20 protein-coding genes and 1 other RNA gene are annotated in these 25,569 nt (G+C 35.2%); 8 read left to right on the top strand and 13 right to left on the bottom strand.

The features are described 5' to 3' along the window. Window positions 1–102 precede the first annotated feature (102 nt). The 5 genes from AO58_RS0100100 to AO58_RS17870 form a co-directional block, all read right to left on the bottom strand. Window positions 103–840 (bottom strand): head GIN domain-containing protein, encoded by a 738-nt coding sequence (locus AO58_RS0100100; RefSeq protein WP_024979763.1) that lies wholly within the window; start codon window positions 838–840, stop codon window positions 103–105. A 16-nt stretch (window positions 841–856) separates the two neighbouring features. Continuing rightward, complete coding sequence (locus AO58_RS0100095) at window positions 857–1,918, bottom strand: hypothetical protein (RefSeq protein ID WP_024979762.1); 1,062 nt, start codon at window positions 1,916–1,918, stop codon at window positions 857–859. Next, on the bottom strand, window positions 1,902–2,447 hold the full coding sequence (locus tag AO58_RS0100090; protein WP_024979761.1) for a hypothetical protein: 546 nt from the start codon (window positions 2,445–2,447) through the stop codon (window positions 1,902–1,904). The genes AO58_RS0100095 and AO58_RS0100090 overlap by 17 nt, the downstream gene beginning before the upstream one ends. Continuing rightward, on the bottom strand, window positions 2,428–2,997 hold the full coding sequence (locus AO58_RS0100085) for an RNA polymerase sigma factor (RefSeq protein WP_024979760.1): 570 nt from the start codon (window positions 2,995–2,997) through the stop codon (window positions 2,428–2,430). Before AO58_RS0100085 ends, AO58_RS0100090 begins: the two co-directional genes overlap by 20 nt. A gap of 94 nt (window positions 2,998–3,091) precedes the next feature. Continuing rightward, window positions 3,092–3,280 (bottom strand): hypothetical protein, encoded by a 189-nt coding sequence (locus AO58_RS17870; RefSeq protein ID WP_139225560.1) that lies wholly within the window; start codon window positions 3,278–3,280, stop codon window positions 3,092–3,094. Between the two features lie 181 nt (window positions 3,281–3,461). On the opposite strand from AO58_RS17870, the gene lon reads away from it, so the two are divergent. From lon to rnpB, 5 genes are all read left to right on the top strand, one after another. Then, window positions 3,462–5,915 (top strand): endopeptidase La, encoded by a 2,454-nt coding sequence (gene lon / locus AO58_RS0100075; protein WP_024979759.1) that lies wholly within the window; start codon window positions 3,462–3,464, stop codon window positions 5,913–5,915. 150 nt (window positions 5,916–6,065) lie between these two features. Continuing rightward, the gene (gene porQ, locus AO58_RS0100070; RefSeq protein ID WP_024979758.1) at window positions 6,066–7,085 is read left to right on the top strand and encodes a type IX secretion system protein PorQ; all 1,020 of its coding nucleotides are present in this window, start codon (window positions 6,066–6,068) and stop codon (window positions 7,083–7,085) included. Window positions 7,086–7,351: 266 nt separating this feature from the next. Continuing rightward, a complete protein-coding gene (gene cmk, locus AO58_RS0100065; RefSeq protein ID WP_024979757.1) occupies window positions 7,352–8,047 on the top strand; it encodes a (d)CMP kinase in 696 nt (231 codons plus the stop codon). Window positions 8,048–8,116: 69 nt separating this feature from the next. Continuing rightward, window positions 8,117–9,496 (top strand): nucleoside permease, encoded by a 1,380-nt coding sequence (locus AO58_RS0100060; protein ID WP_024979756.1) that lies wholly within the window; start codon window positions 8,117–8,119, stop codon window positions 9,494–9,496. Window positions 9,497–9,669: 173 nt separating this feature from the next. Continuing rightward, window positions 9,670–9,989: RNase P RNA component class A (rnpB, locus tag AO58_RS17500), an RNA gene on the top strand. A 41-nt stretch (window positions 9,990–10,030) separates the two neighbouring features. On the opposite strand, the gene AO58_RS0100055 is transcribed toward rnpB, so the two are convergent. From AO58_RS0100055 to recG, 8 genes are all read right to left on the bottom strand, one after another. Next, window positions 10,031–10,627: an RsmD family RNA methyltransferase gene (locus AO58_RS0100055; protein WP_024979755.1), complete on the bottom strand. Its 597-nt coding sequence runs from the start codon at window positions 10,625–10,627 to the stop codon at window positions 10,031–10,033. Further along, on the bottom strand, window positions 10,624–11,430 hold the full coding sequence (locus AO58_RS0100050; protein ID WP_024979754.1) for a DUF3822 family protein: 807 nt from the start codon (window positions 11,428–11,430) through the stop codon (window positions 10,624–10,626). Before AO58_RS0100050 ends, AO58_RS0100055 begins: the two co-directional genes overlap by 4 nt. Before the next feature lie 223 nt (window positions 11,431–11,653). Next, window positions 11,654–14,074 carry a phenylalanine--tRNA ligase subunit beta gene (gene pheT, locus AO58_RS0100045; RefSeq protein WP_024979753.1) on the bottom strand — a complete coding sequence of 807 codons (2,421 nt, stop codon included), beginning with the start codon at window positions 14,072–14,074 and terminating at the stop codon, window positions 11,654–11,656. 96 nt (window positions 14,075–14,170) lie between these two features. Further along, the gene (locus tag AO58_RS0100040; protein ID WP_024979752.1) at window positions 14,171–15,034 is read right to left on the bottom strand and encodes a bestrophin family protein; all 864 of its coding nucleotides are present in this window, start codon (window positions 15,032–15,034) and stop codon (window positions 14,171–14,173) included. Between the two features lie 16 nt (window positions 15,035–15,050). Continuing rightward, complete coding sequence (locus AO58_RS0100035) at window positions 15,051–16,355, bottom strand: TolC family protein (protein WP_024979751.1); 1,305 nt, start codon at window positions 16,353–16,355, stop codon at window positions 15,051–15,053. 187 nt (window positions 16,356–16,542) lie between these two features. Next, a complete protein-coding gene (locus AO58_RS0100030) occupies window positions 16,543–19,638 on the bottom strand; it encodes an efflux RND transporter permease subunit (protein ID WP_024979750.1) in 3,096 nt (1,031 codons plus the stop codon). 126 nt (window positions 19,639–19,764) lie between these two features. Then, the gene (locus AO58_RS0100025) at window positions 19,765–20,823 is read right to left on the bottom strand and encodes an efflux RND transporter periplasmic adaptor subunit (RefSeq protein ID WP_024979749.1); all 1,059 of its coding nucleotides are present in this window, start codon (window positions 20,821–20,823) and stop codon (window positions 19,765–19,767) included. Between the two features lie 516 nt (window positions 20,824–21,339). Beyond that, complete coding sequence (gene recG / locus AO58_RS0100020) at window positions 21,340–23,448, bottom strand: ATP-dependent DNA helicase RecG (protein WP_024979748.1); 2,109 nt, start codon at window positions 23,446–23,448, stop codon at window positions 21,340–21,342. A 182-nt stretch (window positions 23,449–23,630) separates the two neighbouring features. Between recG and AO58_RS0100015 the strand changes: the two genes are divergently transcribed. Genes AO58_RS0100015 through AO58_RS0100005 form a run of 3 tightly spaced genes read left to right on the top strand, consistent with a single transcriptional unit; the run spans window position 23,631 to window position 25,313 of the window. Beyond that, the gene (locus AO58_RS0100015) at window positions 23,631–24,077 is read left to right on the top strand and encodes a NanQ anomerase/TabA/YiaL family protein (protein ID WP_024979747.1); all 447 of its coding nucleotides are present in this window, start codon (window positions 23,631–23,633) and stop codon (window positions 24,075–24,077) included. Between the two features lie 10 nt (window positions 24,078–24,087). Next, window positions 24,088–24,738 (top strand): hypothetical protein, encoded by a 651-nt coding sequence (locus AO58_RS0100010; protein WP_024979746.1) that lies wholly within the window; start codon window positions 24,088–24,090, stop codon window positions 24,736–24,738. A 29-nt stretch (window positions 24,739–24,767) separates the two neighbouring features. After that, window positions 24,768–25,313 (top strand): DUF1697 domain-containing protein, encoded by a 546-nt coding sequence (locus AO58_RS0100005; protein WP_024979745.1) that lies wholly within the window; start codon window positions 24,768–24,770, stop codon window positions 25,311–25,313. The last annotated feature ends 256 nt before the right edge of the window (window positions 25,314–25,569 follow it).

Genomic DNA, 25,569 nt, shown 5'->3' with positions numbered 1-25,569 from the left:
GTTTTATTGAATTGGTAATAAATGATACCCAAGTACTGTATCCTTTATTTTTAATTGCTACTTGTTGGATTTTTTACTCCTTTTCAATAACAACAATAAAAACTACATTCCTCTTGAAATTTCACCAGAACCAACCACTTTGGTGTCCTTTTTTGCTGGATTTCCATAGTATACAATATCGCCTGAACCAGAAACTCTAGCATACAAACTTTCGGAGCAATTTACTTTGGTGTCCCCAGATCCAGAGATGCTTACACTCACAGTTTTTGACTTTAAATCAGAGGCATTAATATCTCCGGAACCCGAAATACTGCTCATAAAATCGTCTGTTGTTCCCTTTAAAATTATATCGCCTGATCCACTCAAATTCATGTTGAATTTTTGCGTATCCACCATTAATTTTAAATCTCCAGATCCTGAAAGTTTGGCATCAAATGCATCAGCTTTAATGATGTTTTTACTAATAATGTCACCTGAACCACTCAAAACTAGCGCACTGATGGATTCAAAAGGAATTGTTATGTGTACTGACTTTCCTGTGGAAGTTTTAAAATAATATCCTTTTTCTGTACCAATTTTTAATACGTTGTCTACCACTTCCACATCAATATAGTCCAAAATGTTTTGCTCTCCTTTGATGGTGATGCTTCCTTCTTTTCCTGCTACTAAGTCTACATCAAAAAAACCTGAAATTTTTATACCGTCATACGTTGTGGTGGTTCTGGTTTCTGTGATTTCATTGCCGTTGCCTTTAATTTGTTTCCCATTATTCCATTGTCCGTAAGAGAAGAACCCGCTCAAAGAAAGGAGTATTGCACTGGTAATAGTTAGATTTTTCATAAGATTATATTTTTAGTTATAGTTTTTTTGTTAACGATACATTACCATATTCTGAGTTGATGACCAATGAGTTTGCGCCTCTTTTCTTGTAAAAGCCGTTGTAGCTTTTGCTGTAATTAGTTTCGGCTTTAGTTGAAAACTCTAATTCACTGTCATATTTAAAATCGGCATAACGCAAACTAACTTCAAAATCAAAGATGAAATTGGGATTAAAACCAACTTTCACACCTGTATAACCCGCATTTATCCATACGGATTGCACATTAGGTTGTAATACTCCAATATCGATACTACTAAATTTGGTATTCAGCTTAAGTTGTTGATTCACGGTACCTACTTTTATGGTTAAGTAATTCCCTATTCCTTCAAGAGTGTTGGTTTCTTTAATTTTTACGGTGCCGTATTTACTAGTGTATTTTATATCATTGGCATCGCCAATTGAGGTATCTGTATAATCTGAAAGCAATTCAATTTTCGACAGCGCATCAATAGTTAATCCTGAATAACGAGCAGTCACCAGACCATTTTTCATAAAACCAATGGTAGAATTGGAACAATATTCTATAGTGATCGTATTTCTAGGATGATTCAATTTTCCTAAATTAATTTTACCATACTTACAAGTAATTGTGGTAGGCGCATATAAGTCAGAAGTAGTAATGTTCCCGTATTTATTATCAAGAATTACACTTCCATTCTTCGGAATTTTGATGATATAATTGATTTCAAAACTATTATTTCTTCCTTTTGAACGATAATTGTTGTTCTGAATTTGTGTTTTTGCCGTCACCAATGATTTTAGCGCATTGATGTCAACGGTAATATCGTTCAAGCGTTGATTGACCCAATTTTCACTGTCGCCAGTAACTTTGATCAAAATATCCAATTCTATTTTATCTTCGTTCCAAGTGGTTACAAAAACGGTTCCATACGAATTTGTGATATCAATTCCTGCGTCAGCATTGACAATAAACGCTTTTTTGATGTTTTTTTGCTTGGAAATAATGATGCTTTCATTCGCCAAACAAAGCCATGGAAAAAGGAAAAATAGTAAGATTGTTTTATAAAGTTTTTTCATCAGTTATGCTGTTAAGTTGTTCTGTAGCTTCAATTTGATTCAATACGTTTTGTAAAAAAGAAATGCGAACTTGTAAGTTGCTAATCATCGCATAGATAAGTTGTTTGTTTTCTCCATTAGCAGCAATTTCTTCGGTTATTTTTTGGTAATCGCTGTCCAACTTTCTCATTTGCAGTAGGGCATCAGAAACCATCTTTTGATTTTTTGGTGATTTAATTTCTTTTAGCTTGTTCAATTCTTGTTGGATCATAACCGTAAAAATAGAATCCGTTTGTTTGGTTTCCACCGATGCAAAATTCAAATGTTTAGCCTTCGTCTCAGGCTTAAAAAAGAAAGACACGCTAAACATCAACACAACCGTAGCTGCAATTCCAATTGCGGTATATAGGTTTCTTTTTTTACGTTTTACACTTCTGTTTTCTAGTTTCTGCATAAAACGATACTCATGATTTTGTGGCGTCTCCTCAATATCCCATGTCGTATCCTTGCTGGTCAACCATTCCTCTAATCTATCCCATTCGTTTTTCATAGTCACATAATTTCGTTCTTAAACTTTCCTTGGCTCTGCTCAAAGTCGTTCTACAATTCGCATAACTTATTTTCAGGATTTCACTAATTTCTTCTTGATCGTACCCTTCAATGTAAAACAAAGTCAAAACTGTACTATAACTGCTTTTTAACGACTCTATAGCCAGTAAAACTTCTTTTACTTTTAAGGTTTCAAAGTTGAAAGTTTCGGTAAATTCGGTCTCTTTATCTTCAATTATGTAAAGGTTTTTCTCGAAATCATCCACTTTGAGTTTGTTATTCTTTTTACAAAAATCAATACTATAATTGATTACGATGCGTTTTAACCATGCACCAAAAGCCACTTCTTTTTTATACGAATCAATTTTGGTAAACGCTTTCAAAAAACTTTCTTGCATTACATCCTCGGCAAAATGCGCATCTTTTACCATACGAAACGCCACATTGTACATGGCCTTACTATACCTGCTGTAGACCTCAAATTGAGCCTTTTGGTTTTGTTGTTGGCAAAGTAGCACCAATGCTTCGATATGTAATGTTTGGTAAGACAAGTAGCTAGTTATGTTTTTAGTAAAGACGGTGGTATTGGCCTAGTGTTACAGTTTGGTCAAAAGTATTTTAAAGATATCAATAATATTCCTTTTTTTATCCGCTCAATTCTTGGATATAGGCAACTAAAATTTTGGAGCAGAAACATTTGGAGTATTTATCTACATCGTCCTGCTGTTCGTTGTATCTTTTTTTGGCTACTTCAGCTAATCGCTTTCGTAGCCAAAAAAAGGATGCCACTTCCATCAGGGCTACGAAGCAGCAATAGTCTTGATTTATTGTCATCTTCAAAAATAAAGAAGCTCATTTTTCGTTTGACAAGAGTGGCACAAAGATTGTCTTTATTATTAAGATTAGTACCCAGCACTATAGGTTAAGTACTGAATTCTAGATAAATAAAAAGTATAAATCATTAACTTTGCATTACATGATTTTTCATTTAATGACAAAATGACTTAATAACGATATGTCAAACCACAAAATACTTACAATTGACAACTTGTCACTTCAAGAATTTGATTCCGAATCCGATTTAATTCCACTTTTAACCCCCGAGGACGAAGAGGAAATGAACAACGAATCATTACCCGAAACATTACCCATTTTGCCTTTGCGCAATACCGTATTGTTTCCAGGCGTTGTGATTCCTATTTCAGCTGGACGCGACAAGTCGATCAAATTAATCAACGATGCAAACGCTTCGGGTAAAGTGATTGGAGTAGTAGCACAAATCAATGAAGCCGACGAGGATCCCACCAAAAATGACATCAATAAAATTGGAACTGTAGCAAGAATTCTACGTGTTCTTAAAATGCCTGATGGTAATGTAACTGTTATTTTACAGGGTAAAAAACGTTTCGAAATTGACGAAGTGGTAACCGAGCAGCCTTATCTTACTGCTACAATTAAAGAAGTAGCAGAGAAAAAACCTCGAAAAAATGATTCTGAGTTTTCTGCCATTATTGATTCGATCAAGGAATTGGCCATTCAAATCATTCAAGAAAGTCCCAACATTCCAACCGAGGCTACTTTTGCAATAAAAAACATAGAAAGCCACTCTTTTTTAGTGAATTTTGTTTCCTCAAACATGAATCTTTCAGTTAAAGAAAAACAAGATCTACTAGCAATCAATGGATTAAAAGAGAGAGCTTTAGCTACTTTGAAATTCATGAATATTGAGTTTCAAAAATTAGAGCTTAAAAACGATATTCAGTCCAAAGTTCGTTTTGATTTAGATCAACAACAACGTGAATATTTCTTACATCAACAAATGAAAACCATTCAAGAAGAATTGGGTGGCGTTTCACAGGAAGAAGAAATGGACGAAATGAGTCAGAAAGCCAAAACCAAAAAGTGGGACGAAAAAACACAACAACATTTTGAAAAAGAGTTGTCTAAAATGCGTCGCATGAATCCACAGGCTCCTGATTTCGGTATACAACGCAACTATTTAGAGTTGTTTTTGGAATTACCTTGGGGCGAATTCTCCAAAGATAATTTCGATTTAAAACACGCTCAAAAAGTATTAGATAAAGATCATTTTGGCTTAGAAGAAGTCAAAAAAAGAATGATCGAACACTTGGCTGTACTTAAACTAAGAAACGACATGAAGTCGCCAATTATTTGTTTGACAGGCCCTCCGGGTGTTGGTAAAACTTCTATTGGGCGTTCGGTTGCTGAGGCTTTAGGAAGAGAATATGTTCGTATTTCTTTAGGCGGTTTACGTGACGAAGCAGAAATTCGTGGCCACCGTAAAACCTATATTGGAGCCATGCCAGGTCGTATCATTCAGAGCTTGAAAAAAGCGGGAACGTCTAACCCTGTATTTGTGTTAGACGAAATTGACAAATTGTCTAGTAGTCATAACGGAGACCCATCTTCGGCTTTGCTAGAAGTGTTAGATCCAGAACAAAACAATGCATTTTATGACAATTTCCTAGAAATGGGCTATGATTTGTCTAAAGTTATGTTTTTGGCAACATCCAATAACATGTCGGCGATTCAGCCTGCCTTACGTGACCGTATGGAAGTGATCAAAATGTCCGGCTATACCATTGAAGAGAAGGTTGAAATTGCCAAGAAACATTTGTTTGGAAAGCAATTAACCGCTCATGGTTTAACCAGCAAAGATTTAACTATTGGTAAAAAACAATTAGAAAAAATTATTGAAGGCTACACTAGAGAATCTGGTGTTCGTGGCTTAGAAAATAAAATTGCACAAATAGTTCGTAACGCTGCCAAATGTGTAGCGATGGAGGAGGAGTACAACAAAAAAGTAACCGACGAAGATATTATTGCGGTACTCGGTGTTCCAAGATTAGAACGCGACAAGTACGAAAGCAACGATGTGGCTGGTGTAGTTACTGGTTTGGCTTGGACAAGTGTAGGTGGTGATATCCTTTTTATTGAATCGTTGATTTCTGCTGGAAAAGGAAACATGACCATTACTGGAAATTTGGGTACAGTCATGAAAGAATCTGCTACCATAGCATTAGAATACATTAAAGCCAATGCCGAGTTATTAGGGTTGAATCCTGAAATTATTGCCAAATACAACATCCATCTTCATGTTCCAGAAGGAGCAACACCAAAAGATGGTCCAAGTGCAGGTATCGCAATGTTGACTTCTTTAGTATCGTTATTTACGCAAAAGCGCGTGAAGAAAAATTTGGCCATGACAGGCGAAATCACCTTACGTGGCAAAGTATTGCCAGTAGGAGGAATCAAAGAAAAAATCTTGGCAGCCAAAAGAGCCAACATCAAAGAGATTATTCTTTGTCATGAGAACAAAAGCGATATTGACGAAATAAAAGCAGAATACCTTGAAGGTTTGACGTTTCATTACGTAAAAGAAATGAGCGAAGTTTTAGCCATCGCTATTACGGATCAGAAAGTTAAAAACGCTAAAGAGCTAAAATAAAGCCAAGAATTATAGTAATTCCAAATTCCTGCTGTGCATCAGTTTAGGGATTTGGAATTTCTTTTTTTATAAAGAAAAGCATATTTATGTTGGATATAATTTTATCTTCGTTTTGTCGTTTTAGTTAATCAAAAAAATGCCATTTTGAGGATCATAAAAAAGCAGATCGTTTTACTCGTCATTTTACTTAGTTTGCCTGTTTTTGGGCAAATAGGAGGAAGGTATACCTATCAGTTTTTGAATTTGATGACTGCTCCACGTCAAGCAGCTTTGGGTGGAAAAACCGTTACAATTTATGACGACGATGTGAATCAGGTACATTTTAATCCGGCTTCGATTAATCCAGAAATGCACAATCAGTTGGCTTTGAACTACGGTAGTTACTTCGGCGAAGTGAGTTATGGCACGGCATCGTACGCTTATACCTATGATCAGCATTTGCAAACATTTCATGCGGGTGTTAATTACATTAATTATGGACAATTTGAAGGGTATGACGAAAATGGCTTGGCTACGAGTTCATTTACTGGTAGCGAAGTAGCCGTTTCCTTGGGTTATGCCTATACGGTTCCTTATACTAACTTGCATCTTGGTGCCAATGTCAAAGTAATTTCATCTGTATTAGAAAATTATAATTCATTGGGTGGCGCACTAGATCTTGGAATAATATACATAGACGAGCCAAATGATGTGAATTGGGCGTTAGTGATTCGAAATATTGGAACACAATTCACCACCTATTCAGGGCTTCGTGAACCATTGCCTTTAGAAATTATGCTTGGGGTTTCGCAAGAATTGGACAATGTACCCATTCGATGGCACTTGACTTTAGAGAATTTGCAACAATGGAATATTGCTTTTTCAAATCCGATTCGAGGAGAGACCTCCATCGATGGCACAGTAACCGCTGAAAAGGTTTCATTTTTTAATAATGCCTTGCGTCATGTTATTTTTGGTGTAGAGCTGTTTCCTAGAAGAAAATTTAATGTGCGTTTGGGGTATAATTTTCGTCGTTCGGAAGAATTGCGTGTGGTTGATCAACGGCATTTTTCGGGTCTATCGGTTGGGTTTGGATTAAAGATGAATCGATTGACTTTTAATTATTCGTATTCACGATATACTTTGGCTGCCAACACAAGTTTGTTTGGTTTGTCTTTGAACTTGCAATAAGAGTTTGTTAACTTTGCAGCCTGATTTTTTTAGTTATGATTGATGGTTAATAAAGACCATTGTGGCTCTTTAACCCCGATAGCAGCGGCATCCTTTGTTTTTTTTTTTGCAAAAAAAACAAAGATATAGCGGATAGCGGGAACCCTGTTTATTAAAAATGCCCAGAGTTGCTGTTCCTAAAAAAAAAGCGCACTTAGGTAAAGATCTTTATTTTATAAATTCGTAATCCTATCCAGCAGGAAAGATTATCATAAATTATTTTCATTTTGAACACAAAAATCACCATTGCTATTGATGGCTTTTCCTCTACTGGGAAAAGTACTTTGGCCAAACAATTAGCGAAAGAATTAGGCTATATTTATGTAGATACTGGAGCTATGTACCGAGCCGTGGCGTACTTTGCCATGCAAAACGGTTTGATTACTAAAGAAAATTTTGACAAAACAGCTTTGATTGCGACCTTACCTAGTATTCAATTATCGTTTCAATTCAATGAATCGCTTGGTTATGCCGAGATGTTTTTGAACCAAAAAAACGTAGAAAATGAAATACGTACCATTGCCGTTTCAAATTTTGTGAGTAAAGTAGCTGAAGTTTCGGAAGTGCGATCAAAATTAGTAGAACAGCAACAAGAAATGGGCAAAAACAAAGGCATTGTTATGGACGGTCGTGACATTGGAACGGTTGTTTTTCCAGAGGCTGAATTGAAGATTTTTATGACTGCTAGTGCAGAAACTAGGGCGCAACGTCGTTTTGATGAATTGAAAGAAAAAGGAGATGAAGTGAGTTATGAAGCCGTGCTGCATAATGTAATGGAACGCGATCATATTGATACGCATCGAGAGGATTCTCCATTGGTCATAGCGGAAGACGCCATAGAAATTGACAATTCCTATTTAAATAAAAAAGAGCAGTTTGACATTGTATTTGATTTGGTTCAAGATGCGATTAAAGCGGTTTAATTTTTTGTAAATACCTATTTAAAATAGTAAGTTTACTGCTTATTTTTTTTACTACTTCAATTCAACTCTATGGGAATTAAAATTAGATTGATTATCATGAGTTTCCTACAATTTTTTGTTTGGGGAGCTTGGCTTATCACTATTGCCAATTTTTGGTTTGGCACAAAACAATGGGATGGTACCCAATTTGGATTGGTTTTTAGTACAATGGGGATTGCCTCTTTGTTCATGCCAACGTTATCAGGAATTATAGCAGATCGATTTGTAAATGCAGAAAAGTTGTATGGCATTTTGCATATTTTATATGCTTTAGTCTTGTTTTACTTGCCACAGATTACTACTCCAGACAATTTTATTTATGTGATGCTTTTGGCGATGTGTTGTTATATGCCAACAATTGCCTTGAGTAATTCGATTTCTTACAACGCCCTTAAATTAAACAATTGCGATGTAGTGAAAGATTTTCCGCCAATTCGTGTGTTTGGAACTGTAGGATTTATAGCCGCAATGTGGATTACTAATCTAACTGACAATAAAGCTTCGGCTAATCAGTTTTATATAGCAGGAATTGCAGCGATTTGTTTGGGACTGTATTCTTTTTCGTTACCCAAATGTAAACCTCAAAATTTACTAAAAGAAAATGCATCGTTCATGGAAATGATGGGCTTAGAATCATTTAAGCTTTTTGCCAATTACAAGATGGCTTTGTTTTTTATTTTTTCTATGTTTTTGGGAGCTGCGTTACAATTGACGAACGCTTATGGTGATGTGTTTTTAGATGAATTTAAACATTTTCCAAAATATGCTGATTCGTTTGTAGTGGAATATTCTACTATTATTATGTCGATTTCTCAAATTTCGGAAACTTTATTTATTTTGGCTATTCCATTCTTTTTGAAACGTTTTGGTATCAAACAGGTAATGCTGATTAGTATGTTGGCGTGGGTTCTTCGTTTTGGATTATTTGCTTTTGGTGATCCTGTAAATGGATTGTGGATGATAATTCTTTCCTGCGTAGTCTATGGAATGGCCTTTGATTTTTTCAATATTTCAGGTTCTTTGTTCGTAGAAACCAATACCGATTCAAAAAACCGTTCTTCTGCTCAAGGATTGTTTATGATGATGACCAACGGTATCGGTGCGGTTTTAGGAAGTTTTACTTCAGGTTGGGCGATTGATCAATTTTTCACGAAGTCATTCAAAAGCACTAGCGACTTAGCCGTTTTTTTAGAAACTGAAACTTCTAATCCAAAAATGCTTGGTTTTATTGAAAGTCAAGGCAAGAAGATCACTGAAAATGGGATCTTTGATTCTGCAATATTGATGAAAGATTGGCATACGATCTGGTTGGCTTTTGCTATTTATTCATTAGTAATCGCTATTGCTTTTGCGATATTGTTCAAACATGAGCATCATCCCAATGAAGTCGAATCGGTTAACCATTCATAAAAAAATAAGATCATTCAAAATCTAACTAGCGTAAAACCTAGTTAGATTTTTTTTTTGATGTGAATAATAAAGTAAACTATTTTTATCCTTTCAGTCTTTATGAAATAGTCTTATTGTAATTGGGATTAAAGTCATTTTAATCTTGAAAAATGGTTTAAAAAAGTTACTTTTGCACCGCAGACCGCCTTATCGTCGTTCCGTTTTTGGAAGGGAGGAAAGTCCGGACACCACAGAGAAGCATAGCGGGTAATTCCCGTCGGTTCCAATTCGTTGGGATTAGGACAAGTGCAACAGAAAGTATGTACAGGTAATGCTGTAGTGAAACCAGGTAAACTCTATGCGGTGAAATATCAAGTATATCAGCATTTAAGGGCTTCTCGTTCGTTGCTGAAGGGTAGATAGCTTGAACTTATGAGTAATTGTAAGTCTAGATAAATGATAAGGGTTTCGAGTAATCGAAATACAGAATCCGGCTTATAGGTCTGCATTTTTTTTACAAAAAAAAGCCTTTGTTTTACCAAAGACGCTCTTTTTTTATTCTTCCGAATCAGTTACATCAAAATCTCCTTCTAATTCTTCTTCTTCATCGGTATTGTTGAATTCAAAAAAACTGAAAAAAGACCCACCATAACTTTTTTGAAATGAAAAATTATCCAAATGCGACATTTTGGTGTATTTTGAATGCTCAATAACCATCATGCCTTCTTCGTTTAGTAAATTATTTTCAAAAACTAAAAGCACTACTTTTTCAAAAGTAGCTTGATCCAATCCATATGGAGGATCGGCAAAAATGATATCATAGCTGGTTTTGCAATTTTCTAAAAATTTAAAAACATCACTTTTTGTAGCGGCAATCGTAAAATCAAACTCTGCTGTAATTTGCTTGATGAATTTTACACATCCAAAGTCGCCATCTACCGAAGTGATAGGGGAGCATCCTCGTGAAGCAAACTCGTAGCTGATATTGCCAGTGCCTGCAAATAAATCCAAAACTTTTAAGCCTTCAAAATTGAAATGATTATTCAAGACATTGAACAAAGCTTCTTTGCTCATGTCTGTGGTAGGGCGAACCGGAAGATTCTTTGGTGGTGAGATGCGTCTACCTTTGTATTTTCCTGAAATGATTCTCATGAGTTGAAGAGTATAAAATGTTGTCTGTTGATAGCTTCTGAAAAAGTATTGTTTCGTTGTAAGGCACTCACATCAAAAAGAGAGATATTTCTAACGTATTGGTAAGCGATTTGATAATACAAACTTTCAGTAGTAATATTTCCAATAATTTCTAATGGGAAATTTTCTGGATTTAAACTCAGTTGTTCGGCTGTGAAAAGTATATAGTATAAAAAATCTTCGGGTGTAGTATAATCAAAGGAATTGAAGAGTAACAACTGTTGATTTTGCACTACAATAATTTCAAAATGGCCGGTATTAAAATGTATCACCATTTTCTTGGTGTCATTATTTTTGGAAGCTTCTAAAATTTTGGTTACCAAAATACTATTAGCATGTTTATAATCAAACGAACCAAATTGATCAATAAAAAAATTATTGATATTTACGTACGGAATATAAACGGTTTTCATTTCGTAATTGGCAATGGTATCATAGGTGAAAAAATCAGTTTCAAATACTTTAGTATTGTACTGCAAATAACTACCTAAATAGTTTTCGTCAAACAAGGGTGCTGGAACAAAAGTAGAAAGGCTGTTATTGTGAATTACCGTGATTTCATCATATTTTTCTTTTAAGACAGGAAACTGTTGAAAAGCATCTGAAAAAAGCTCTTCAATTTTATTCGCCTTGTGAAATGTATCGAAAAGTACTTCGTTAAAAGATAGGATCTTTCCATTTAAGGTATCGAAACAACAAAAGGATAATCCTGTCAAGGATACTTGAATTGCAAGTTTATTATATTTTTTCTCCGTTATACTCATTTTTGTGCTTTTGACCTCTAGCAAACTTACAAATTTAAATAGCAATTTTCACTTTGAAAATTGTTTTCAAACTCAATTTTATTAATAAATAAATATTCAATTAACGATTCAGTAAAAAAAGAATCTCAAAACCGATGTTGGCTTTGAGATTCAGCTTTTGTATTCTATAACCAATCGAAGTTCTGATTTTGGTTAAATGCATATTGTGTTTACAATAAATAAATTAGCGTAAAGAAGCTCCGAGTTCTGTTTCGAAATTTCGTTGCAATTTACTCATGATTTTATCAATTTGTGCTTCTTCCAAGGTTTTATTCTCATCTTGAATAATAAAACTAAGAGCATATGATTTTTTTCCTTCGGGTAAATTGTTCCCTTCGTAAACATCAAACAGATTAACTTCTTTTAATAAAGACTTTTCAGTTTGACGTGCGATTTTATAGATAGCATCATACGTAACGGCAGTATCTACAAGTAATGCCAAGTCTCTGCGCACTTCTGGATATTTTGGAATGTCAGTAAATTTAATTTTGTTAGACACTAGTTTTAAAACCAAAGCCCAATTAAAATCAGCAAATAAAACTTCTTGCTTGATGCCGAATGATTTTAGAATCGATTTTTTTACCAGACCAAATTCCACCAAGATTTCCTGTCCGATTCCTAAAGCAATTCCCTCAGCAAAAACATCGGTTGTTACAGGAATACTAGTAGCCTTTTGAATGCCTAGTTTTTCAAGAATGGACATTACATTTCCTTTCAATAAAAAGAAATTAGTGGGTTGAGTGGCGTAATTCCAATTTTCTTTGTTACGATTACCAGTTTGAAACAAAGTTAGATGCTTTATTTCTTCATAACCAGTAGGGAAATTATGATATGATTTACCGAATTCAAACAACTTCAAATCGGCATTTTTTCTATTGATATTATACGCTAAAGCTTCTAAACCAGAAAACAATAACGACTGACGCATAGTTGACAAATCGCTACTCAAAGGATTCAACATTGTAACGTTGTGCTCTTCTTTTAAGTTCTCTGAGAGTTGCGCGTAAGTTGCAGTAGTCAAGGAATTCGCCATCATTTCATGAAAACCTTGTGCATTCAACTGAGAAGCTACAGTGTTTTGTACCTTATAATCTTCCGTTCTTGGTGCATTGGCTACAGAAGCATTAAGTTTTTTGGATGTAGTAATATTGTTATAACCGTAAACTCTAAGAATTTCTTCAATAACATCAATTTCACGTTGTACATCTACACGATAGGCAGGAATAATAAGTCCTAACCCAGCATCGGTAACGCTATTGACTTTAATTTCAAGAGAAGCTAAGATTTGTTTGATGGTGTCTTTTGGAATTTCTTGACCAATAATTTTGGCCACTTTGTTGAAATTTAGAAAAACGGTAAAATCTTCTGCTTTTTTAGGATAAATGTCGATAATATCAGATGTAATTTCGCCGCCAGCCACTTCTTGAATCAAAAGTGCCGCTCTTTTTAAGGCATATTCAGTGATTGTTGGATCGATGCCACGCTCAAAACGGAAAGAAGCATCGGTGTTTAATTGGTGTCTCTTGGCCGTTTTTCGAATACTTACAGGATTAAAGTAAGCACTTTCTAAGAAAATTGCCGTTGTATATTCAGTAACTCCTGATTTTTTTCCTCCAAAAACACCCGCGATACACATTGGACCTTTGTCATCACAAATCATTAAATCTTCTTCATGCAAGCTTCTTTCTACATCATCTAATGTGATGAATTTAGTACCCGCTTCTAGAGTTTGCACGTGTATTTTTCCAGTAATTTTGTTGGCATCAAAAGCATGCAAGGGCTGTCCTAAATCATGTAAAACGTAGTTTGTAACGTCTACAATATTATTTTTAGGATTGATTCCAATGGCTTTTAAGCGATTTTGCAACCATTCTGGAGAACTTTTAACGGTAATTCCAGAAATCGTAACCCCACAATATCTTGGTGCTAATTTACTGTCTTTAACATTAATATCTATTTTAAGCGTACGCTTATCTACTCTAAAATTACTTACGGATGGAGTGATTAACTCTACATTTTGTCCACTTTGAATCATACCAGCACGCAAATCTCTAGCGGTACCTAAATGACTCATGGCATCAGCACGGTTTGGCGTTAGACCAATTTCAAATACTTCATCATTTTCTATTTTGAAAACAGTTGCTGCTTTTGTGCCAGGAACTAAGGATTCGTCCAAGACCATAATTCCGTCATGACTTTCACCAAGACCTAATTCGTCTTCAGCACAAATCATTCCATGACTTTCTTGCCCTCTAATTTTTCCTTTTTTTATGGTAAATGGATTTCCTTCTTTATCAAATAAAACGGTACCAATAGTAGCCACGGGTACTTTTTGACCAGCAGCAACATTACTGGCTCCACATACTATTTGAACGGGAACTCCATCACCTAAATCTACTGTAGTTACTTTTAATCGATCGGCATCTGGGTGCGGTACACAAGTCAATACATGTCCAATTACAATGCCTTCTAAACCTCCTTTTACTGATTGGTATTTATCAACAGTTTCAACTTCTAGACCTAAATCTGTAAGCAAAGCAGCTGTTTCTTCTGAATTCCAATCAATTTTAATAAATTGTTTTAACCAATTATATGATACCTTCATTTGTCATTTTTAATAAGAATGCAAATATAAGGATTGAACCTTGTAGAGAGAAACATTTTGCTTATTTTTTAGACACTCCAATCGTCCTTCTTCTAATTACAACAATTCTTCGATGTGTTTTTTAATATTGGATGCGATTTTTGCAGTAGGTAAATCGTTGGCATCCGAACCAAAAGGGTCTTCTATTTCTTCGGCAATCAATTCAAGACTAGCCAAGACATAAAAAATAAAAACGACTACAGGAACTACATAATACCCTAAGCTAAAAACATAACCAAAAGGCAAAGTAAGTACGTAGATAAAAATGAATTTCTTGATAAAGGCACTGTACGAATAGGGGATAGGCGTATTTTTTATACGTTCACAAGCGCCACAAATCTCAGTAAAAGACTGTAATTCTGTGTTCAAAATAATCAATTGATCACCTGTTATTTTATGAGATTGGTACAAATCATTTACTTTTTGAAACAACATTTGGGCGATTTGATTCGGGCGATGTCGTTGTTGATTAATTTGTAGATCGACATCGTCAAATAATTGTTGTGCAGTTTCATCATCGCTTAAATGTTTTTGCAAAATCGAAGCATAGCCTGGAATCATTTTTCTAAAAAACACTTTATCCTTATCGTCTTGCAAAATAGCCGATAACTTAATAGCTAGATTTCTACTGTTATTTACTAAACCACCCCACATTTTGCGGCCTTCCCACCAACGATCATAAGCTGTATTGGTGCGGTAAGCTAATAATAATGAAATCACAAAACCCAACATGCCATGCATTAGCGAAATGTTTTTGACATGACTACTATCCGGTAAATGCCAATATTCCATCTCTAAATAGGCAATTCCAGCTGAATAGCATCCTATTAAAATCATGATTGGAATTAATTTTCTAAAAGTATCTCCTTTGCTGAAAAAGAAAATAAATCGAAACCAATCTTTAGGGTTGTAAGAAGTCATAAAAGGATTGAAAATATTAATATGAAATAGTACCTGCCAACTCTTTTAAGGCTATTTCGGATAATTTGGCTTGATATTGTGCGTTGCTATTTCTAACTCTGGCATTCACATAATTCAATTGTGCGGCTCTAAATTCGATGGTGGTTATGGTACCAATTTTTAGTTTATCGATTGTAATGGCAAGGTTTTGTTTGGCAATAGCTTCATTGTTTTCTTCCAAAGTAACCAGTTCCAAATTGGTCAAATACGTTTGATAAAAAGTAGACAATTGCGATTCTAAAGCTTGAGTTTGTTGTTCAATCGCCAATTTGGTGTTTTCAATTTCTAGTTTTGCAATTTTCTCATTTCTATTTTGAGCAAAACCATCAAAAATATTTAAGGTAGCAGTAAAACCATAATTAAAACCTCTAGCCGAAGATTCTGTGGTAAATCCCAAACTCGATTCAGTATTTTGAAAATTATAACCTGAATTCAAACTAATCACCGGATAACGAGCAGCTTTAACTTGTTTGAGTTGCAATTCGGAAATATTTTTGGCAATAATCTGTGATTGTAATTGTGGGTTTTGCTTTTTAGCTAAATCGTTTAATTCATTTAAAATTAAAGAATTATCCACTATTACATCATTTAAAACTGAAAAAGAAGTTTGAGCATCACGTGCCAAAATTTGGTTCAATTTTATTTTGGTATTGGCATACAATTCTTTTTGTCGCAACAAAGCTACTTTATCGGTATTCAAATCCACTTGAGCATTCAAAACCTCCAATTTAGAAGCCTTCCCAATCTTGAAACGATTTTCGGCCAACTGTAATCGTTGGGTAGAAATCAACAAAGTACTGTCAATGGCAATCAATTGCTGCTGTTGTTGTACCAAATCAAAATAGGTAGCGTTCACCGCACCAATTTTGCTCAAAATTGTTTGTTTTAATTTGGCTTCTCCTAATTTTTGCAATTCTTTCAATTGATCGTATCTCGCGAACATTCGTAAGCCATCAAAAACTGTCCAATCCAAACTCACGCCATAATTCATGCTATTATTTTTAGCATCTTTGAGTGAATTCACTTGCCCGGATTGTAGGGTTTGCGAAGTATTTTGAATCCTATTATTATCAATAAAAGAGCCCGTTAAAGAAGGAAGCATGCCTGCATTTCCCTCAGAAACATTGACTTTATCAATACTTAGACTATTCTTTGCGATTTTAATCTCAAAGTTATTTTCCAAAGCAATCGCCACTGCATCTTGTATCGTCAATACATCTTGACAATACACCCAAGGACCACACAAAAGCAATAACAAAAACGCAATTATATTTTTTCTCATTTCTTATTTTCAACTACCAATTAAATTCTAATTTTCTAATTCAAGGAGCACCACATCTGTTTTCAAAACACGATTCCTCCCGCTATCCGCTATATCTTTTTTTATTTTTGAAAAGAAAAATAAAAAAAGGATGCCGCTACTATCGGGGCTATACGAGACTTCTCTTTTTCATAAGACGAATCAACGACTATTTCGATTCGGCTTCGTATTCTGCAATATGATCAAATTCAGGATAATGTTTTCTAGCTTTAGACCACATCAAATACAAGGCTGGAATTACAAATAAAGTCAACACCAATGAAAATATGGTTCCTCCCACAATCACGACTCCCATACCAATTCTACTAGTCGATGCCGCTCCAAGTGATAAAGCAATTGGCAACGCTCCTAACGAAATCGCCAAACTCGTCATCAGAATAGGACGCAAACGCGCTTCAGATGCTTCCATAATCGCTTCAAATTTCGGTTTACCTTGTTCTCGTAATTGATTCGCAAATTCTACAATCAAAATACCGTTTTTGGTCACCAACCCAATCAACATTACAGTTCCAATCTGACTGAAAATATTCCAAGTCTGATTGAACAACCACAATGAAAACAAAGCTCCAGCAACCGCCATCGGAACAGTCAAAATGATAATAAACGGGTCAATAAAACTTTCAAATTGTGCTGCCAAAATCAAAAATATCAAGATTAAAGCCAATCCAAAAGCAAAAGAAGTATTCGAACTACTTTCCACAAAATCACGAGATTCTCCACCTAAATCAGTCGTAAACGTATCGTCCAAAACTTTGGCTTTGATTCTATTCATCGCTTCAATTCCTTCGCCCAAACTTTTGCCTGGTGCTAATCCCGCCGAAACAGTGGCCGACATATAACGGTTGTTGTGATACAATTGCGGTGGATTACTTTGTTCTTGAATGGTCACCACATTATCCATCTGAATCAGTTCTCCTTTGTTGTTTTTGACAAACATAGAGGCAATATCAAGCGGTTTGGTTCGGTCTTCTTGGTTGAATTGTCCAATGACTTGGTATTGTTTTCCGTTTTGCATAAAATAACCAAAACGTTGTCCGCTCAACGAAAGTTGCAAGGTTTGTGCAATATCCAAAACCGAAATTCCTAAGCTTTCTGCTTTTTCTCTGTCGATGGTAACGGTGACTTCAGGTTTGTTGAATTTCAGGTTCACATCCGTAATCGCAAAAGTGGAATCTTTAGCGGCTTCTTCCATAAACAATGGAATTTTCTCTTCTAATTTTTTAAAGTTTGGCGCCTGAATAATATATTGAATTGGCAATCCTCCACGACGGTTCACTGCAATGGTTGGTTGCTCAATAACTGCTGTTTTAGCTTCAGGAAATTGTTTGGTGATTTTGGTTAATTGTTCTGCAATTTCCTTTTGAGAACGCTTTCTTTCTTCTGGTGCTTTCAAGGCAATACGAACACGTCCGCTGTTTACCGTAGAAGCTCCAAAACCTGGTGATGTTATGATAAGCGAAACATTTTTCTCTGGAATGGAATCGTCTACAATTTTAGAGACTTCCTGCATAAAACGGTCAGTATATTCATAAGAAGCGCCTTCTGGAGTCGTCATAGACATTACAATGGCACTTCTGTCATCATAAGGAGCTGTTTCTTTTTTCAAAAGCGAAAAGAAAAGGTAAATCAATCCAAAACAAGCAATTAAAATAGGGAAACTCAACCATTTCTTTTTCATAAAACGCCCTAATGATTCTGCATAGTTACTGTTTAATTTTTCAAAATAAGGTTCGGTCATCAAATAGAATTTGGATTTCTTTTGAACGCCACCTTTCATTAAATAGGCATTTAGCATTGGAGTCAAAGTCAAAGAAACAAAAGCTGAAATTAGTACTGCTGCACCAATCACCACCCCAAATTCCCTAAACAATCGACCAACAAAACCTTCCAAAAATATTACAGGAAGAAATACTGCAGCCAAGGTAATCGAAATTGAAATTACCGCAAAAAAGATTTCATTCGACCCTTTTATTGCTGCTTCAATAGGTGACATTCCTTCTTCTACCTTTTTGAAAATATTTTCGGTTACTACAATTCCATCATCAACTACTAATCCTGTGGCCAAAACAATCGCCAACAACGTCAATACATTAATCGAAAATCCAAAAAGCCACATAATGAAGAATGTTGCAATCAAGGAAACGGGAATATCAATCAATGGACGGAAGGCAATGGCCCAATCTCTAAAGAACAAGTAAATAATTAAGATTACCAGAATGATAGAAATACCAAGGGTTTCAGCTACCTCAACCACCGATTTTTTTACGAAAATCGTACTGTCAATGGCAATGTTTAGTTTGATGTCTTTTGGTAAATCTTTTTGTAAAGAGTTGTAGACTTTATAAAACTCTTTGGAGATATCTAAATAATTGGCTCCTGGCAGCGGAACAATAGCCACACCCAATAATGGAAGCCCTGATTGACTCATTTTGGTCTCTAAATTTTCAGCACCAAGTTCAGCATTTCCAATATCACTAAAACGGACAATTCTATCGCCCTCGCTACGAATGATGATATTATTGAATTCTTCAGGTTTAGAAAGATTACCAACTGTTTTTACTGTTAAATCAGTGTTGCTTCCTGTAAGTTTTCCTGAAGGTAATTCTACGTTTTGTTTATTAAGAGCGCTACGAACTTCAGCTACAGTACAACCATAGGCTGCTAATTTTACTGGGTCAATCCATAAACGCATTGCGTATCTTTTTTGTCCCCAAATTTGTACACCACTTACACCAGGAATGGTTTCTAGACGTTGCGCAATCACATTTTCAGCAAAATCACTTAATTCTAATGCGTTTCTCGTGTCACTTTGCACCGTCATTGAAATAATCGACTCCCCATTAGCATCAGCTTTAGAAACTACAGGAGGAGCATCTATATCTTGTGGTAAGCTACGAACAGCTTGTGATACTTTATCACGTACATCATTGGCAGCTTCTTCTAAATTTTTACTCAAATCAAATTCAATAGTAATGTTACTACTTCCTTGTATGCTCGAAGAAGTTACATTTCGAATCCCATCTATAGAGTTTATGGCTTTTTCTAAAGGTTCAGTAATTTGAGATTCGATAATATCTGAATTCGCTCCAGTATAATTCGTTCTCACCGATACTTGAGCAGGGTCGATAGAAGGGAATTCTCGAACTCCCAAAAAACTGTAGCCAATGACTCCAAACAAAATGATAGTTAGATTCAAAACTATCGTTAGAACGGGTCTTTTTATGCTTATGGTGGATAAACTCATTTGTTTTATTTTTTCTTTTAAAGTCCTTAGTGGTTAGTCCTCAGTGCTCAGTTCTTGGTTTTTAGTTTATAATCTTCTGTTGTTTATTACTAATCACTAATCACTAAGTACTAATTACTATAAACACTACTTAATTTTAACTTTTACAGGTGTTTCATCTTTCAGCGCCATTACGCCTGTGGTCAGTAAAGTATCTCCAGCTTTTAATCCTGAAAGAATCAAGATGGAAGCATCCGTTCTGGTTGAAGCTTCTACTTTTACTTCTTTTGCCATTCCTTTTTCGGAAATGAATACTTTTTTACCATTTTGAATCGGAACTATCGCTTCTGTTGGAACAATAATAGCATCTTTAATGACATCTAAAGGTAATTCGACATTTGCAAAAGTCCCTGGGAAAAGCTTTCCTTCTTTGTTATCGGCAATAGCTCTAACTTGTAAGGTACGGGTTGCGGTGGCCACTTCAGGTTCGATAGCGTAAACAACACCGTGGTATTTTTGAGTGGTACCAGAAACGGTAAAAGAAATGTTGGTATTTAACTTGATTTGTGAAGCATATTTTTCTGGTACAGAAAACGTGATTTTTAATTTCCCGATATTAACCAAATTGGCAACTAGAATAGTAGGAGTGATGTAGGTTCCTGGAGAGATGGAACGCAATCCTATTTTTCCAGAAAAAGGAGCTCTTACGGATGTTTTTGCAATTTGAGCTCTAATCAATTGCACTTGGGCTTGTGTTGATCTGTGCTCGGCTTTGGCTACATCATATTCTTCTTGGCTTATGGCTTCTTTTTGCAAAAGCAATTTAGCTCTTCTGGCATTCTCTGCGGCCAAACCTTCTTTGGTTGTCGCTTGAATAAGTTGCGCTTTTAATTCTTGGTCATTGACTTTAAATAACACTTGACCTTTGTTTACAAAACTTCCTTCTTGAAACGAAATGGCTTCTACAATTCCCGAAACTTCACTTCGAATTTCGACTTGTTCATTGGCTTCTATTGAACCTGATAGGGATAAGTTGTTCTCAAAAACTTGTGTTTTGATTACAATTCCACTTACGTTCATCGGTTTGTCTTTTCCTCCTTTGTCTTTTGAATCGCCTCCTTTTTTAGAATTCGAAACTACTCTGTAGGCGATAAAACCTCCAATGATAAGAACTAAAAGCGTGTAAACAAGGTTTTTTATTTTCATATGTAGTTATTATTTGTTTTTTTGGTAATATTTGGGTGTGGAAAGCTGTTTGTTTTAACCTTCTAAAGTAAGATAAATTGAATTTTAAACTTGCTTTTTTATTAATATAAGTAGATGAGACATCAGAAATAACCAATGGTTTAATTGGTTTGAAAAAAAAGTTCAAAAACAAAAGTAAAGCATTTGTAAGAAAGCGGTAACAAGAAAAAATAATTTAACATTTGTACATACAAATTAATAAAACAACTCGGAATCGTTTCGTTTTAAAGCATAAATTCTTAAAAACAAAGAGAATTTAATAATAGATTTAACCCGTTGGGTGAAATTCAAATAAAATAAAAACTTAACCACATAGAGTCATAGATTAATAGTAATCAACATAGAAAAAATAGAAATAGCACTATTTCTCACAATAGATGAGCTATGTGAATAGTAAAACGTCTATTTGTTTCTTTTAAAAACTATAAATTCTATGATTCTATGTGGTAAAAAATAATTTCACCCAACGGGTTAGATTTAACTAATATAGTTCCAAATATTTTTTTTCTTGGTAAGTTCCATAAAAACCATTCTAAGGATAGTATTTTCTGGTTTTTGCATAGAAGGGTCGTCATTCAATACTTTGAAAGCGTAATTTCTAGCCAAAAGCAATATGTCTTTGTCTTTGACCAAATCCGCAATTTGAAGGTTTAAAACCCCACTTTGTTGAGTTCCCATTATATCTCCTGGTCCTCGTAATTTCAAGTCTACTTCGGCAATTTCAAATCCGTCGTTGCTATTGACCATAGTTTCCATTCTGATTTTACTATCGCTGGTCAGTTTGTAGGAAGTCATCAAGATGCAATAACTTTGGTCCGCACCACGTCCCACACGACCACGTAATTGATGAAGTTGAGATAGTCCAAAGCGTTCGGCACTCTCAATAATCATTACGCTGGCATTCGGCACATTGACACCCACTTCAATTACAGTAGTTGCTACCATAATATTGGTTTTTCCTTCGGCGAAGCGTTTCATTTCGGCATCTTTTTCTGCTGGTTTCATTTTTCCGTGCAAAATCGAAATGGAATAGTCGGGTAGGGGAAAATCCCTAGAAATACTCTCGTAACCGTCCATTAAATCTTTAAAATCCATTTTTTCGGATTCCTGAATTAAGGGATAGACAATATAAATCTGGCGCCCTAAAGCGATTTCATCTCGAATAAATTTCCAAACTTTCAAACGGTTGGAGTCAAAACGATGCACAGTTTGAATCGGTTTTCGACCAGGAGGCAATTCATCAATAACCGAAACATCCAAATCGCCATACAAACTCATCGCCAAAGTTCTAGGAATAGGAGTAGCCGTCATAACCAAAACGTGAGGAGGAATGGTGTTCTTTTTCCACAATTTTGACCTTTGTTCTACACCAAAACGATGTTGCTCATCGATTACGGCTAAGCCTAAATTTTGAAACTGCACTTTGTCTTCTAATAGCGCGTGAGTACCAATTAAGATTTGCAAACTTCCATTTTCGAGTTCTTCGTGAATGATTTTACGTGCCGCAGTTTTGGTAGAACCCGTTAGAATTTTGATGTTGATATTTAAGGTAGTGGCAAATTCTGAAAGTCCAATAAAATGTTGATTGGCCAAAATCTCTGTGGGTGCCATCAAGCAAGCCTGAAAACCATTGTCTAAAGCCAAAAGCATACTCATAAATGCCACAATTGTTTTGCCTGAGCCCACATCTCCTTGCAACAAACGGTTCATTTGGGCATTACTACCCATATCGGTTCGGATTTCTTTGATTACTCTTTTTTGGGCATTCGTCAAATCAAAAGGCAAGTGATTTTGATAAAAATCGTTGAACAATTCTCCTACTTTTGAAAAGGGATGTCCTTTGATTTTGTGTTTGCGAATCAAATTTTTGGTAATCAATTGCAACTGAATGTAGAATAATTCTTCAAACTTCAGACGAAATTGTGCTTTGGCTAAGGCTTCACTGCTTTTTGGAAAGTGAATGTTGAAAAGCGCAGCATTCTTTGGAATCAATTTCAACTCTTCAAGCAGATATTGAGGTAAAGTCTCGGTAAATAAGGCCTGTGTTTCCAAAAACAATTGTTGCATCATTTTGTTGATGACTCTGTTGCTAATCCCTCTGTTGGCCAAAGTTTCGGTAGAGGGATACACAGGTTGCATAGCCGAACGCAAGCTTTGTTGGTGCTCAGCGAGTAATTCAATCTCAGGATGCGCTATACTGAACTGACTGCCGTATTGGGCACATTTCCCAAAAACAACACACATTTCATTGAGTTTTAAACTCTCTTTAATCCATTTGTGACCTTGAAACCAATTCAAATCCATTTGTCCTGTCTCGTCAACGAAAGTTGCGACCAAACGTTTTTGATTTTTACCAAACTCCACCGTTTTGATGTGGATGATTTTGCCAACGATTTGAACCTCGGCTGTGGTGCCTTGCAATTCATTGATTTTGTAATAACGGGTACGGTCAATGTATCGATTGGGATAAAAATTGACCAAATCTCCATATTTGTGAATCCCTAATTCTTTGCGAAGCAAAGTCCCGCGAGTGGGGCCAACGCCTTTCAAGTATTCAATGGGAGTTTCTAGGAGATTGTTCGACATTTTTGAGTTATCGGTTATGTGTTGTCAGTTATGAGTTATCAGTTATTTTGAATTTTTATATTCTTAACTCAAGGATTTTTTTTCGCAAAGCGAAGATAGTAGATTGTTTCTAGATTTGGAAATGGGTTTGTTTAGGAATTTCCTTCAATTCACAATATCTTTGGAAACTAAATACTAGAAATATGGTTATTGATAAAATTGAGAATTACCGATTATACAGCCAATTGACTAAACGTTTGGCCAAAGGTTTTGAGTTTATAACTACCACCGATTTAAAGGCTATTGCCTCAGGAAAGCACGAGATTGATGGCGAGGCTGTTTTTGCGATTGTGCAAGAATATGACACCAAAGATGAATCCGAATGTGTGCTAGAAGGGCATCACAAATACATTGATATTCAATACGTCATCAGTGGAGTGGAGTTGATGGGATTTGCTCCTTTGACCAACCAGAAAATGGTAGAAGAGGACTTGGAAAAAGATTATACTTTTTATGAAGGTGATACTTCGTTATTACGAGTGGAAGAAGGGATGTTTACCTTGTTTTTTCCTGAAGATTTGCACCGTCCTTGTATAAAAGCTGGAGAGGTTTCGAAAGTGAAGAAAGTAGTGGTTAAGGTTAAAATTTAATCGAAAGAGAATGACAACACATTTGGTATTGGGAGAATATAGCAATCTTATAGTTGTTTTTGTTAGTGGTTTAGTACCAACATTATTAACATTATACTTAAACGAACGAGTTAAAGGTAGTGTTAAAAATTCCTTTGATGAAAAAATTGAAAAACTCAAAAATGAACATTCAAAAGAACTTTCTCAATTTCAAACAGAGCTTAATCATCTAAAATCTAAAGAAAATTTCAAGTTTACTAAGCTTCACGAAAAGCGATTTGAAGTTTTACAAGAATCGTTTAAATACTTGAACACTAATTTAAATTTATTAGGAAACCATATTTCACCATTTAAGTTTACTGCAAAGGGTGAAGATTTTGATCAAAATGAGCAAAAAGCTAGCAAGGAATATCGTGAAGCTCATAATGAATTTTTGCAGTATTTTAACTTTAATTCGATTTACTTCGATGAAGAGACTGAGATCTTATTGCTTAGTTTTTTTAGGGAATCTGGTGAAATATTTAATGCTTATGACCAAAGGCAAATTTATAAATCGATGGGTGAAAAATTAGAAACAGAAGACAGGTTAGCGTCCGCCTTTACTTACAAGAAAATTCCAGAAATAATACATCCGTTAAAAAAAGAAATAGAATTAAAATTTAGAGAACTTTTAGGCGAATAATTTTATTTTTTCATAATTAATTAAAAATAATGACAACACACTTAGCGCTCCTCCGTGGCATCAATGTTTCAGGGCATAATATGATTAAAATGGAGGTTTTGAAAGCAACTCTTGAAGCCGTTGGTTTTAAGAACGTACAAACCTATATTCAGTCGGGGAATGTTTTTGTAGATAGCGAAGAGGAAAATCCTGCCAAGGTAGGTTTCATGATTAAGCAAGAACTATTTAGAGCGCTTGGTCTTGAAGTTCCTGTGGTGGTGATTGGGAAATCGGATTTGGAGGCTTGTTTTGCCCATAATTCTTTTTTGAAGGAAAAAGAAGTTGATTTGAAAAAATTGTATGTCGCTTTTGTTTCGATGGAATTGAAAAGTGACAGTATCAATGATTTAAAAATGAGTCAAGTGAAACCCGATGAAGCACAGATTGATGGTAGCAGAATTTACATTAAATACGCTGTGGGTGCTGGGAAAACGAGATTTGATCAAAAATATATTGAGAAAAAATTGAACCTAACCGCTACTATTCGCAATTGGAATACGGTGACACAATTGTTGAAAATGTTTGAGGAAAAGTAGTGCTTTTCAATTTCTTCTATTCAGCACCTAACGCGATGTTGTAGCTGCGTTAGGGATTGTAGTGGAAATCCTTTTTTAAGGCTTTTTTTGCCTTAAAAAAGATTGTAGCGAAAAGCCCGACCCTTGTGGTAACGCCCAAAATATTAAACCCAGAATCCGCATTAGACTTCGTAGCGAAACTGAATTATTCAATAAAAGCAGGAGCTCACGGACTATTTTTGAAGAAGGAATACTTTTGTATTTTGAATTTAAAAAT

The sequence above is a fragment of the Flavobacterium succinicans LMG 10402 genome (assembly GCF_000611675.1).
Lineage (GTDB): Bacteria > Bacteroidota > Bacteroidia > Flavobacteriales > Flavobacteriaceae > Flavobacterium > Flavobacterium succinicans.
Note: the sequence above shows the minus strand (reverse complement) of the source record. Positions and strands in the feature narration are given on the sequence as shown.